The sequence below is a fragment of the Chengkuizengella sediminis genome, assembly GCF_010078385.1.
Taxonomy (GTDB): Bacteria; Bacillota; Bacilli; order Paenibacillales; family KCTC-33759; genus Chengkuizengella; species Chengkuizengella sediminis.
Genome location: NZ_SIJC01000006.1, coordinates 26459 through 38599, shown reverse-complemented (window position 1 = coordinate 38599; position 12141 = coordinate 26459). Strand labels below are relative to the sequence as shown.

The 12141-nt window shown below is 35.2% G+C and carries 12 protein-coding genes and 1 other annotated feature; of the genes, 2 read left to right on the top strand and 10 right to left on the bottom strand.

Annotated features, from left to right (window positions below; genetic code table 11):
- Window positions 1-48 precede the first annotated feature (48 nt).
- The 3 genes from EPK97_RS13200 to EPK97_RS13190 form a co-directional block, all read right to left on the bottom strand.
- Window positions 49-600 carry a hypothetical protein gene (locus tag EPK97_RS13200; protein WP_162037100.1) on the bottom strand — a complete coding sequence of 184 codons (552 nt, stop codon included), beginning with the start codon at window positions 598-600 and terminating at the stop codon, window positions 49-51.
- A 118-nt stretch (window positions 601-718) separates the two neighbouring features.
- Complete coding sequence (locus tag EPK97_RS13195) at window positions 719-1138, bottom strand: DUF350 domain-containing protein (RefSeq protein ID WP_162037099.1); 420 nt, start codon at window positions 1136-1138, stop codon at window positions 719-721.
- Between the two features lie 24 nt (window positions 1139-1162).
- Window positions 1163-3526 (bottom strand): endonuclease MutS2, encoded by a 2364-nt coding sequence (locus EPK97_RS13190; protein WP_276609501.1) that lies wholly within the window; start codon window positions 3524-3526, stop codon window positions 1163-1165.
- Window positions 3527-3682: 156 nt separating this feature from the next.
- Between EPK97_RS13190 and EPK97_RS13185 the strand changes: the two genes are divergently transcribed.
- Window positions 3683-4051 carry a phage holin family protein gene (locus tag EPK97_RS13185; protein ID WP_162037098.1) on the top strand — a complete coding sequence of 123 codons (369 nt, stop codon included), beginning with the start codon at window positions 3683-3685 and terminating at the stop codon, window positions 4049-4051.
- A gap of 67 nt (window positions 4052-4118) precedes the next feature.
- On the opposite strand, the gene EPK97_RS13180 is transcribed toward EPK97_RS13185, so the two are convergent.
- The 4 genes from EPK97_RS13180 to EPK97_RS21905 all read right to left on the bottom strand — a co-directional run bounded on the left by EPK97_RS13180 (window position 4119) and on the right by EPK97_RS21905 (window position 6993).
- Window positions 4119-4367 carry a spore germination protein gene (locus EPK97_RS13180; protein ID WP_162037097.1) on the bottom strand — a complete coding sequence of 83 codons (249 nt, stop codon included), beginning with the start codon at window positions 4365-4367 and terminating at the stop codon, window positions 4119-4121.
- Window positions 4368-4408: 41 nt separating this feature from the next.
- The gene (locus EPK97_RS13175) at window positions 4409-4657 is read right to left on the bottom strand and encodes a spore germination protein (protein ID WP_162037096.1); all 249 of its coding nucleotides are present in this window, start codon (window positions 4655-4657) and stop codon (window positions 4409-4411) included.
- Window positions 4658-4849: 192 nt separating this feature from the next.
- A complete protein-coding gene (locus tag EPK97_RS13170; protein ID WP_162037095.1) occupies window positions 4850-5725 on the bottom strand; it encodes an SMP-30/gluconolactonase/LRE family protein in 876 nt (291 codons plus the stop codon).
- Between the two features lie 197 nt (window positions 5726-5922).
- The gene (locus EPK97_RS21905; protein WP_240903817.1) at window positions 5923-6993 is read right to left on the bottom strand and encodes a hypothetical protein; all 1071 of its coding nucleotides are present in this window, start codon (window positions 6991-6993) and stop codon (window positions 5923-5925) included.
- A 185-nt stretch (window positions 6994-7178) separates the two neighbouring features.
- On the opposite strand from EPK97_RS21905, the gene EPK97_RS13160 reads away from it, so the two are divergent.
- Complete coding sequence (locus EPK97_RS13160; RefSeq protein ID WP_162037094.1) at window positions 7179-7562, top strand: cupredoxin domain-containing protein; 384 nt, start codon at window positions 7179-7181, stop codon at window positions 7560-7562.
- Between the two features lie 70 nt (window positions 7563-7632).
- Here the strand turns inward: EPK97_RS13160 and EPK97_RS13155 are convergent, their stop codons facing one another.
- From EPK97_RS13155 to pheS, 3 genes are all read right to left on the bottom strand, one after another.
- Complete coding sequence (locus EPK97_RS13155; RefSeq protein ID WP_162037093.1) at window positions 7633-8169, bottom strand: cell division protein ZapA; 537 nt, start codon at window positions 8167-8169, stop codon at window positions 7633-7635.
- 80 nt (window positions 8170-8249) lie between these two features.
- Complete coding sequence (gene pheT, locus EPK97_RS13150; protein ID WP_162037092.1) at window positions 8250-10688, bottom strand: phenylalanine--tRNA ligase subunit beta; 2439 nt, start codon at window positions 10686-10688, stop codon at window positions 8250-8252.
- Window positions 10689-10709: 21 nt separating this feature from the next.
- Window positions 10710-11744, bottom strand: coding sequence for a phenylalanine--tRNA ligase subunit alpha (gene pheS / locus EPK97_RS13145; protein WP_162037091.1), 1035 nt, complete (start codon window positions 11742-11744; stop codon window positions 10710-10712).
- Between the two features lie 101 nt (window positions 11745-11845).
- Window positions 11846-12081: a binding site (T-box leader), on the bottom strand.
- Between the last annotated feature and the right edge of the window lie 60 nt (window positions 12082-12141).

Below are 12141 nucleotides of genomic sequence, written 5' to 3'. Positions count from 1 at the left end.
AGAGAGTGGCCATTTTTTTATGGTCACTCTCTTACTTTTTAAAATGCATTATGAATTGTCTTGTTGAGTTTTCAAAACATTCATCATACTTATCCGATCCTGCTCAGATAAAACAGCTTTCATTTCAAAACAAGATGGACAAATATATAAATTCATTTTGTAAGGTGCTTGTAAAACTCCCTGTACCTGACTAACTGGAACATACGGAATAAAATCGTCTTTTTTAACCTCATGATCTCCAACTAATAACATAAAATCATGACAGTTTGAACACTCAAAAGACTCTTCTTGTTTTCTTCGATAGTGATATACTCCTTGCTCATATTGTAATAAATCTTCTGTTTTAGGCTCTGTTTCCATTTGAGAAATGAAGGAATCTAATATAGGAGTACTTCTGTCTTCTTTTTCTTCATCTTGTTTTATGTTTTTAGTTTTATTTTTCACCTCATTCTCTTCGTCTTCTTGATCAAGTTCAACACTCATTGTACGGTAATTTCCCAATTCATTTAAACAATGAGGACATTGTTCTTCTTTTCCTATTTCCTCGTCCCAAACGATCTCTGTATCACACCATGGACATACTGTGTTGTTCTCTTCCATTTGCGTACCCTCCTATGTATTTTGTATGAAAAAGTAAATTCCAAATATAAAAAATAAAAGTGCTAAGATGAATAAACTACCCCATAAGTATTTCAATTTAAATTGAATCCTCCTATTCTCAAGTAATACAAGCACCAATCACATAAGATAAAGAAATGGAAATGATCATTGCAATGAGTCCGACAGCACGATTATCTTTCTGTATTTCTTTATCTACTTTAATATAAGGTGTTAAAAACTCGAATAAAAAATAAGCAAGGATGAGTAAAACGAATCCAAAACTAGCCATCACAAAAGATATATAAATCGATTCATGATTATTTTCAGCAAAACGAAAAATATTGCATATCGCAATGATTTTCCCTCCAATGGTTAACGCAACTGCGATATTGCCATTTAATATTTCATCCCATGAACGATAAGATGTAACAAATTCAAAAATAGCTAAAAACAATATTAATGCTAATGCAGCAACAGAAAAATAAGCAACTGTCTCCATAAATGGGTGTTCTAATAATGCATCAATTTCTTGATTCATTCTGTTCCCTCTTCTTTCTTCACCTTATTTTAACTCTGCAACGGTGACTCCAGTCCCGCCTTCTCCCATATTGCCCAAGCGATGCTGCTTGACATGTTTATGTTTCCCCAGAAATTCTTGAATCCCTGTCCTTAATACACCTGTACCCTTGCCATGAATAATGTATACTTGTCCTACATTCGCTAGAATCCCCTCATCTAAAAACCGATCAACTTCCATAATAGAATCCTCTAGGTTCATACCTCTTAAATCTAATTCGGATTTAAATTGTTGATCTTTGGAACGCTTAAGGCTCGTAATTTGCTTTTTTACTTGTTTTTCAGCACTGGATACAAGCTCAAGTTCTGTTTTTTTCACTTTCATTTTCATAATCCCTAATTGTACTACTACCTCTTTCGCATTGGCTTCCTCTACAACATAACCTTTCTGTGCAAAGCTTGCGACATAAACTTCGTCTCCAGGGTTTACTTTTTTTACACCTTTGATCTTTTTAACCGATTTGGATGGTTTATTTTTTGTTAGTTGTGGTTCCGCTTGTTCTAACTGTCGTTTTGCTTCAATTAATTTATGTTCCTTAATTGACGTTTTTTCATTCATGGCTAGTTTACGAAGGTCTGAAATAATTTGGTCTGCTTCTTTACGTGCTTTAGTAACAGCTTCTCTCGCTTCTTCTTCTGCCTTTTCCATCATCTTTTCCCGTTGTTCTTCAAATTTTATCTGTTGATCCTTCACTTTTCTTTGCAATTGCTCTACTTCTTTTCTTAGTTTTCCAGCAGCAATTCGGTCATTTTCAGCACTAATTCGATTTTCCTCCAAGGAGGCAATCATATTCTCAACCTGCTGATCCTGTTCGTTCACTTGACCCTTAGCATGTTTAAGAATAGTCATTGGTAAACCTAATCTTTCTGAGATAGCAAAAGCGTTACTGCGTCCAGGGACACCAACTAATAAACGATATGTAGGACTTAATGTTTTTACATCAAATTCCATACTTGCATTGATCACTCCCTTGCGATCATATGCAAAGGCTTTTAATTCACTATAATGTGTTGTTGCAACCAACCGACATCCTAATTGATGAATATATTCAATAATCGAAATGGCTAACGCTGATCCTTCTGTTGGGTCTGTGCCCGCTCCTAGTTCATCAAGTAAAATTAAACTTTTTGGAGTTACTTCTTTTAATATTGTAATGATATTAGTCATATGACTTGAAAATGTGCTTAAGTTTTGCTCAATACTTTGCTCATCCCCAATGTCAGCATAAATCCCATCAAATATACACATCTGACTATGGTCCTCAGCAGGTACAAATAACCCTGACATCGCCATTAGATGCAATAAACCAATCGTTTTTAATGAAACGGTTTTTCCACCCGTGTTTGGTCCAGTGACTATAATACTGTCATATTGGTCTCCTAGTTTCACATCAATAGGTACGATCTGTTCCTCTGGGATTAATGGGTGTCTTGCTTTTTTGAGATTCATAAACACACGATCGTTCAAACGAGGTAGAGTCGCTTTCATTTCATTCGCTAATCCGGCTTTGGCAAAAATAAAATCAATTTCAGCAAGTTGTTGAATATTCACAAGTAATTCTTCATGAATTTCGGTAACCTGTTCGGTTAGCATTCGAAGTATTTTTTCAATTTCTCGTTCTTCTTTTAATTTTAATTCACGAAGTTTATTATTTAAATTAACAATCGATTCAGGTTCAATAAATAAAGTTGCACCAGATGCAGATTGATCATGTGTCATCCCACCAAAAAAGGAGCGATATTCTTGTTTTACAGGCAACACATAACGGTCATTACGTAAGGTTACTATTGGATCCTGCAGCTTTTTTTGCACAGATTGTGAACGAATCATACGTTCTAACTGTTCACGAATTGAGGTTTCCCCTTTTTTAAGTTGCTGTCGGATACGGGAGAGTTCGGGGCTAGCACTATCCATCATTTCTGCTTGTTCGTTAATACACATTTTAATGGCATTTTCTACTGTTTTATGATCCGAAATTTGTTTTACTAAAAAGAATAACAGTGGCACTGAAAACTCATCATGAAATCGATGTATAAATTTCTTTAATCTTCCTGCACCATATATCGTATTTGCAATATCCAATAGCTCTTGGATATTCAACATCCCACCAATTCTTGATCGATGTATTGCTGCTGAAATATCTCTTATTCCTCCAAACGGTGCACTTCCTTTTAAGCGTTGTACTTTTACCGCTTCATCGGTAGCCTTTAGTAATTCAATGACTTCACTATATTGAGTAGAGGGTGATAATCCTTCAACTCTATTTTTTCCAAGTGTTGTCGCAGCATGCCGACTTAATTTATTTAAAATTTTATCAAATTCCATTGTTCTCAAAATTCTACTATTCAAATCCCTAGTCCTCCTGAATTAAGCTCAATCTTATTATAGCGAAATCAGATGTTTTAAGCGAATATTCACAAAATGTTGTAGTAAAACATAATTTGTCAGCATTATGTTAATAATAGGTTCACCGTTATAAATTTTTTATAAGGAGGAACAACCTGAATGAATAATTTTTTAGGACATGTAATTAGATTTATCGTCTCTGCTTTTGTTCTATTGTTTGTAGGATGGGTTACCCCTCAATTCTCAGTAGGTGGTTTTTGGAGTGCTTTATTTCTAGCCCTTGCTATTGCCGTAATTGGCTGGATTATTGAAGGCATATTTGGAAATCGAGTTACTCCATTTAGTAGAGGTATTGTGGGGTTTTTAACGAGTGCAGTAGTGATTTGGGTAGCACAGTTCTTCGTTGGAAACGTATCAGTGACAGTTATAGGTGCGATTTTAGCTGCCTTAGTCATTGGGATCATTGATTTGTTTATTCCGATTTCCAGTCCATTTGAAGCTGGAAAACGTAAAGGTAATGCTACCTAATTTATCCCAAAAAGTGTAGTCAAAAAAACAATCCATCAATTTGGATTGTTTTTTTATTTTTGATTTTTTAAATAAATAATACGTTATTCTCAAGTCCGAAAATATTATCCTGAGTTTGATCTTTGATATCAGCATCAATCGTATTGGTTGTACTTATAAAATTATTTGTTCTCGGTAAGTCCCCTGAATTACCACTACCAGAGCCTATATAATTCTTTTGATAACTTACTGGTGTGATCTGCACTGTATCTCCAGCACGTACCATCGCAGAACCTGATACATTAATGATTTTTGAAATTCCTAAAATGGATGGCATTCCTTAACATCTCCTTAACATGAACATTCAAATCATTAACTTTAAATAAAAAACACATTATCCTCGAGTCCAAAAATATTATCCTGAGTATCATCTTTTATATCAGCATCAATGGTATTGGTAGTACTTATAAAATTATTTGTTCTTGGTAAGTCCCCTGCATTAGCACTACCAGAGCCTACATAAGCCTTTACATAACTTACTGGTGTAATTTGAACAGTATCTCCTGCTTTTACCTTCGCTGAACCTGAAACATTAATAATTTTTGCAATACCTATAATAGATGGCATATCCTTCACCACTCCTCATAATATTAAAATTCACCCATTAAACAAATAAAAAAGGAAACACATTATCCTCGAGTCCAAAATTATGTTGAGTATCTTTATTTTAGCAATACCTAAAATTGAGGGCATACTTTCCACGTCTTTAAAAAAGATATAATATTTATATATGCCCAGATGAAAGAAGTGTGCCATTCGTTAACCTTTAAATTCATACGATGGAGTTCCTTTTATATTCATTTTTACTGAAAACAAACCGCCAGAATAAGGACATTGTTCCATTTCCTTTGAATCCAAACCTACATTTGCCGTTGTAATATATAAATCGTTTAAATTTTCCCCACCAAATGCACAAGAAGTAACTTGTTTTGCTGGAACACGAACCTCATCTATTTGTTTTCCTTTCTCAGGATCCCATCTTGACACCTTATAACCACCCCAGTGAGCAACCCATAACTTTCCTTCCGCATCCATCGTCATGCCATCAGGTCCACCCTCTTCTAAAGGAATAGTTACTGCTACTTTTTTATTCGTAATCTCTCCTGTTCTCATATTATAATCATAGGCAACTACTTGCTGTGTAGGTGTATCAATATAATACATGGTTTTAAAATCAGGTGACCAAGCTAATCCGTTAGAGACCGATATAGGTTCGAGCATTTTTTTTACAGTTAGGTCTGTATCTAAACAATATAAAGCAGCTTTATCATGTTTTAGATCCAACCTCATTGAACCAGCCCAAAAACGACCAGCAGGATCACATTTTCCATCATTAAAACGATTTTCTGGCAAGTGACTTTCTGGATCTACTATTTTCTCCAGCTTTTGAGTTTGTATATCATAAATGAAAAAACCATCCAACATCGCTAAAACAAGACCTCCACTGCTTCTTTTTACAACTGCTCCTGGCGCTTGATCCAATTGAATTGTTTTGTTTGATTTTTCTTTTGAATTGTATATATGTAATTTTTCTTCTAAAATATCAACCCAATATAAACATTGCTCATCTTCATCCCAACAAGGTCCCTCTCCAAGGCTTGATTTTGAATCAACAATTAATTTTACTTCTTCCATCTTTTATATTCCCCTTCTGTGTATGGCTTGTCTAATCTTCTTCTTGAGAAGATATTATTACGAAAAAGACCTTTTTGCAAACCTTATACTTAACAGGAGGGAATGCCCTAAAGGCTTGAGCATAGATCTCAAGCCTAGAAAATGAGTATGAAAGAAAATAAATATCTAACTATCTTTGATTTATAAACAAGCAAGAGTTAATCTGAGGAACTCTCATTCTCTGAGTTCATTTCTTCATCCCGATCTTTATCTGAAAACATTTCACGAACTTCCCAAGATTCAACAATTTGATGAGAGGTTCGAGCATCAAACCCACTTCCCATTAAATAACTAATTAATGCAACTTCCTCCATAGCTTGTTTATAGTTCTTATTTTCAGCTTTATCTAATCCATGTCGAATCCAGGGAGAAATTTGCATAAATACATTCGTTAAATCTGTCGGAGAGGATGTAGAACGCATATAATATGGTAAATTAGCGGCTTGCTCAGCCACTTTTTCTGGATCCATCTTAGGTAACATATAATGTGACATCATGTTTTCTGTTGGAGCAGCTACATTTGGAGGATACATATTTGGCTGCTGATAATAATTATAGCCTGGAGGTTGCATACTAGGGAAAGCAAACATTGGAGCAACGCCTATTGCATTTGGATATTGTTGCATTTCCTGAGGGTGCATTGGATACATATTTGCTGACATTTCCTTTACTTCCTTTGGATGAAGCTGCTGGTTGCCCTCTGTCATTTCTTCTACTTGTTCTGCTGTAAAAAATTCCGTACTAGGGTTTATTCCTTGTGTATCCGTTGGACTGGTAGTGGATGGAGTTAATTCCTGATTACCCATCGGATAGATGTTTGTATTCATCGCTTGTGTTCCCATAGGATACATCGAGTCCATATTTGCGTTCATTCCTTGTACACCTGTTGGATACATGGGATGCATATTTGTATTCATTCCTTGGGCTCCCATTGAATACATAGATTGTACATTTGAATTCATCTGCTGAGTGCCCATCGGATACATATAAGGTGTCATATCTTGTACTCCCATAGAGTACATTGGCATCATCATGGATTGATCAGCACATGTATTACAAGGATTAGGTTTACATCCAGAACAAGGTGACGAATAAGTTAATGGTTGTGTCATAGAAGAAGGATACTTTTTAGGAGTAGTATTTTCATTTTGTTGTTGAGCGGCTGTATTATTTGATGATGGTTCTGGTAATGATACACTTGGTTGAACCATATTTAAATTATCATTCATATGATCTTGCTCCTTTCTTTACATGTTCCTCTATATATTGTATTAGCGATACATCCTATGCATTCGCCTATCATATTGTGCTTGTTCACACGATTGTCACTAATTTCACGTGTTTGCCATGTTAAATTCAATAAATTACAATTAAAATTTGAATGGGTATAAAATTTTATTAGGGGGTTACATCAATGAAAAAAATCTTATTTCTAGTTACGATATTAGCGATAGTATTAACTGCAGCAGCGTGTGGAGCTTCAGAAGGTACAAGTGACGCAACAAATAATGCTGCTGTTGAAACATCTTCTGCAGATGCTAAGGAATTGAAGCTCACTGCATCTAACTGGGCATTTGATAAAGCAGAATATAAAGTAGCCGTTGGAGAACCTGTTAATTTTTCAATTGAAAATGCGGAAGGATTTCATGCATTTAAGATTAAGGAACTTGGTATTGAAATTGACCAAAGTACACCTAAACAATTTACAATTAATGAAGCAGGAACCTATGAAATTAAATGTTCCATTCAATGTGGTTCTGGACACAAAGACATGATATCTACGTTAGTTGTTGAATAATGTGAAGTAAGGTTTAGCTAAACAAAAAAAGCATCTTAAACCACTATGAAGTGGAATAAGATGCTTTTTTCTATTCTATTTTGAGTTCTTTTTCTGCAAGTTCGATCCACTCATTGTACTCACTCTTTAATTTATGAAAGGCATCCTGTAACTTGCTATACTTCTCTTCAATCTGATCTGATTTATCTTTTGCTTGTTCTTTTTGTTGCCAAGCATCTTTAAGATCCTCTTCTAGTTTCTGTTGGTACTTTTTCAATTGGGACATCTCTTCTATTAATCGCTCTTCTTTTTCACTTTTTTCTTGATTTTGTTTCATATACAATTCGTTTTCTGATTCAAGTTTCTGTATTCCGACATTCAGTATTTCATTTTCCTGTTGAATGTCCTTTACTTGGAAATACTCATTTGAGATATATAAAGCAGATAAAACAGATAAACGGTTTAGATCTAATTTCGTTTGTTCACCAGCTATTGTGCGCATTTTACCATCCACATAGGACGCAATTTCTTTTATATATTCAGGAGTCATATCTGGACTCCCTTTCATTTTATATTGTGTCCCGTAGATGTTGACAGTTACTCTAGTTTTTTCTTCATCAGGCTTCACAGGTCGTCCTCCCTACCAAACAAAAGATCAGTATGTTTCTATGATAACTTATTTCGATATGATTGACCTAATTCCCTGCTTTATTTCCTTAATTCTGCATGAAAAGATTTTCCAATTTCTTCAACTACTTTACCATGTAGGTCCGTAACTTCTTCATCTGTTAATGTACGTTCTAAATGTCTATAAACTAAGGATAACGCCACGCTTTTTTTATTGCTATCCACTTTTTCTCCTGTATAGATATCGAAAACTTGAACGGATTCAAGCAACTCCTTCGCTGTTTCTTTGATCGAATTTACAATTTCTCCAATTTGTAAGGATCGATCTACAACAACTGCAATATCTCTTCCAATCGCCGGATATTTTGGTAACGTAGTATAATGGATATCAAAATTAGCAAGTTTATAAACTTCTTCTAACGTGATTTCTAAAATATAGACTTCGTCTAAATCTTTTTCTTGTTGTATAGAAGGATGCAACTGTCCCAACGATCCAAGTTCAATCACTTTATCTTCCGTTTTGATTTGGATGGAAGCCGTTCTACCAGGGTGGAAACCATCCGGACTAGTCGAAACAAATTGTAAACCCGAAATTCCAATAACCTCAAATAAAGTTTCAATGTGACCTTTTAAGTCATAAAAATCTACGTTATTTTCTTGTACAGACCAATTTGCAGCTTCTCTTTTACCTGTGAGCAATATAGATAGAAGTTCTTTTTCTTCAGGTTGTCTAGATAAAGATTGTTCTTCCGTAAGAAATACATTTCCAATTTCAAAAATATGAACATCAGATTGATTTCTATTTTTATTATAAGATGCTACATCCAAAAGATGAGGTATTAAACTTGTTCTCAAAGTACTTCTATCTTCACTCATCGGCATTGCTAATGAAATGGGCTTTGTTTGAGCATACATACCTTGGAATAGTTTAATTTGACTAGGATGTGTAAAAGAATAGTTCACTGTCTCGTACAAACCTTCATCTGTTAAAATTCGACGGATTGCTCTTCTAATCTTTTGTTCTTTAGATAGTGAACCTGGTGTTGTTGTTCCAACCATTAAGCTCGTTGGAATATGATCATACCCATGTAAACGTGCTACTTCTTCAATTAAATCCACATCTCTTGTAATATCTCCACGTCGAGTTGGTATATGAACAATCACTTCATTTTCATCCGCTTCTGTATAAGAAAATTGTAATCGATCAAACACATTTAATACATCCTGCTTAGTTAAGTCTGTACCCAAATAATCATTTACTTTTTGCAAGCTTATTTGAATGTTAACTGCAGGATTTTGTGTTGAAAGTTCCTCTACAATTCCATCTGCCACTTTTCCATTCGCATATTGTGATAAAAGTGCAGCAGCTCGATTTAAGGCAACTGTAACATTTCCTGGGTTCACTTCTTTTTCAAATCGAAGACTTGATTCGGATCTTAATCCAAGTTTTTTAGAAGTGATACGAACAGCACTTCCTGAGAACTTAGCTGATTCAAGTAAGATATTTTTTGTTTGCGCTTGAACTTCTGAATTGGAACCACCCATCACACCAGCAATAGCAACAGGTTTTGTGCCATCTGTAATTAGTAACATATGATCATCTAATGTTCTTTCTTCATTATCTAAAGTGGTCATTTTTTCATCTTTTTTTGCTAAACGCACTTCAATATGACCCTCGTTTAATTGGTCTGCATCAAATGCATGTAATGGTTGACCATACTCTAACATCACATAGTTCGTAATATCCACAATATTGTTGATCGGGCGAATTCCTGCAGCCATTAATCGGTTTTGCATCCATAAAGGACTTGGCTGGATTGAAACTTCCTCAATATATCTCGCAGAATAATGATGACAATGTTCAGGGCTCAAATTTTTCACACTGATTTTTTCAGATGCTTTTGTATTAGAAGAGCTAACTTCTGTTGCAGGCAGTTTTATTTCTCGTCCTAAAATAGCCCCAACTTCATAAGCTGTACCCGCCATACTTAGACAATCAGAGCGGTTAGGTGTAAGCTCAAGCTCTAATACTTCGTCATTTAAACCAAGCACTTCTAATATATCTTCACCTACATTTGTATCTACCGGAAGGACTAAAATGCCTTCTTGAATTTCTTTAGGCAACAATCGATCGTTCATGCCTAATTCTTTAGCAGAACAGATCATACCATAAGATTCTACACCGCGAAGTTTCGCTTTTTTGATTTTAAAATTCCCTGGTAATACAGCACCTGGTACAGCAACTGGAACCTTTTGACCCGCTGCGATATTTTTCGCTCCGCAAATAATTTGAAGAGCCTCTTCTTGACCAACATCTACAGTACATAAACTTAATTTATCTGCATTCGGATGTTTTTCACACGTTTTTACATATCCGACAACTACATCTGTAATCCCTTTATTTAACTTTTCAACAACATCAACTTCTACTCCGCTGCGTGTTAATTTTTCCGCTAAATCTGAAGCCGTATATCCTGATACATCCACATATTCAGCTAACCATTGATAAGATACTTTCATCTATTTTCACTTCCTTCTCTTCTATATTCGAACAAATTGATTTAAGAAACGTAAGTCATTCGTAAAGAAATGACGGATATCATCTATGCCATATTTCAACATTGCTATTCTTTCTACACCCATTCCAAATGCAAAACCACTATATTCATTTGGATCATAACCTGCCATCTCCAATACACGAGGATGAACCATGCCTGATCCTAATATCTCGATCCAGCCTGTTTGTTTACAAATACGACACCCTTCACCTTTACAACTTGCACAAGTAATATCCACCTCTGCACTTGGTTCCGTAAATGGGAAAAAACTTGGACGTAAACGAATTTGTGTATCTTTGCCGTACATCTCTTGTACGAACTGTAACAACGTACCTTTTAGATCACTCATTCTAACGTTTTTATCAATGACTAATCCTTCGATTTGAGTGAAAACGTGAGAGTGAGTTGCATCATCATCGTCTCTTCGATACACTCGACCCGGACAAATAATTTTTACTGGAACTTCCCCTTTTTTCGCTTCCATCGTTCTGATCTGTACTGGAGAAGTATGAGTTCTCATTAAAAGCTCTTCTGTAAGATAAAAAGTATCTTGCATATCTCTAGCTGGATGGTCTTTTGGTAAGTTTAAAGCTTCAAAATTATAATAATCCTGTTCGACCTCTGGTCCTTCTTCAACGGTATATCCCATACCAACGAAAATATCTTCAATATCTTGAATCACTTTATTAAGTGGATGAATGGCTCCTTGAGATGGCTTTCTTCCTGGTAAAGTGATATCAATCGTTTCTTCTTTTAATCGATTTTCTAATTCTCTTTGTGAAATTTGATCTTGCTTCAACTGAATTCCATTCCCAATCGCTGAACGAACTTCATTGGCAACTTGCCCGATCACGGGTCTCTCCTCATTCGAGAGTTTACCCATGCCTCTTAAAATCTCAGTTAATGGTCCTTTTTTCCCTAGGTATTTCACTCTTAAATCATTTAGTGATTTACTGTCATTAACATTTTCTAGCTCCTTTAGAGCTTCCAGCTTTAACGCTTCTAATTGTTCTTTCATTATTTACCCTCCTTCAAATGTACCGACAAAATTAACTATTCCAAATCCAAAAAGTGAAAAACAACCGCAGATATCATTGCACAAAAAAGACTCCTCCATCCGTAAGGGACGAAAGAGCCGTGGTACCACCCTAATTAGAACATTCGAGATAACAAATATTCTCACTTCATTTAAATAACGGTGTATTCACCGGAATCTCTACTTCCAAAAAGTTGGTTTTTTCAAGTTTCTGCTCTGGGGCGAACTTCAGTAGTCTGTTCAAGTAGAAAGGCTCTCAATCTAGGCATTTCTTCCCTGTAATGAAGTGCTACTTACTTTTCCCCTTCAATGCATTTTTGTATTTAATTTCAATAACGGTATTATATGAAAATAAGTTATAAATTGCAAGTAAATTAAG

Coding starts and splice junctions, on each gene's coding strand:
- EPK97_RS13200 (WP_162037100.1), bottom strand. CDS start 600: ATGGAAGAGAACAACACAGTATGTCCATGGTGTGATACAGAGATCGTT.
- EPK97_RS13195 (WP_162037099.1), bottom strand. CDS start 1,138: ATGAATCAAGAAATTGATGCATTATTAGAACACCCATTTATGGAGACA.
- EPK97_RS13185 (WP_162037098.1), top strand. CDS start 3,683: ATGAATAATTTTTTAGGACATGTAATTAGATTTATCGTCTCTGCTTTT.
- EPK97_RS13180 (WP_162037097.1), bottom strand. CDS start 4,367: ATGCCATCCATTTTAGGAATTTCAAAAATCATTAATGTATCAGGTTCT.
- EPK97_RS13175 (WP_162037096.1), bottom strand. CDS start 4,657: ATGCCATCTATTATAGGTATTGCAAAAATTATTAATGTTTCAGGTTCA.
- EPK97_RS13170 (WP_162037095.1), bottom strand. CDS start 5,725: ATGGAAGAAGTAAAATTAATTGTTGATTCAAAATCAAGCCTTGGAGAG.
- EPK97_RS21905 (WP_240903817.1), bottom strand. CDS start 6,993: ATGAATGATAATTTAAATATGGTTCAACCAAGTGTATCATTACCAGAA.
- EPK97_RS13160 (WP_162037094.1), top strand. CDS start 7,179: ATGAAAAAAATCTTATTTCTAGTTACGATATTAGCGATAGTATTAACT.
- pheT (WP_162037092.1), bottom strand. CDS start 10,688: ATGAAAGTATCTTATCAATGGTTAGCTGAATATGTGGATGTATCAGGA.
- pheS (WP_162037091.1), bottom strand. CDS start 11,744: ATGAAAGAACAATTAGAAGCGTTAAAGCTGGAAGCTCTAAAGGAGCTA.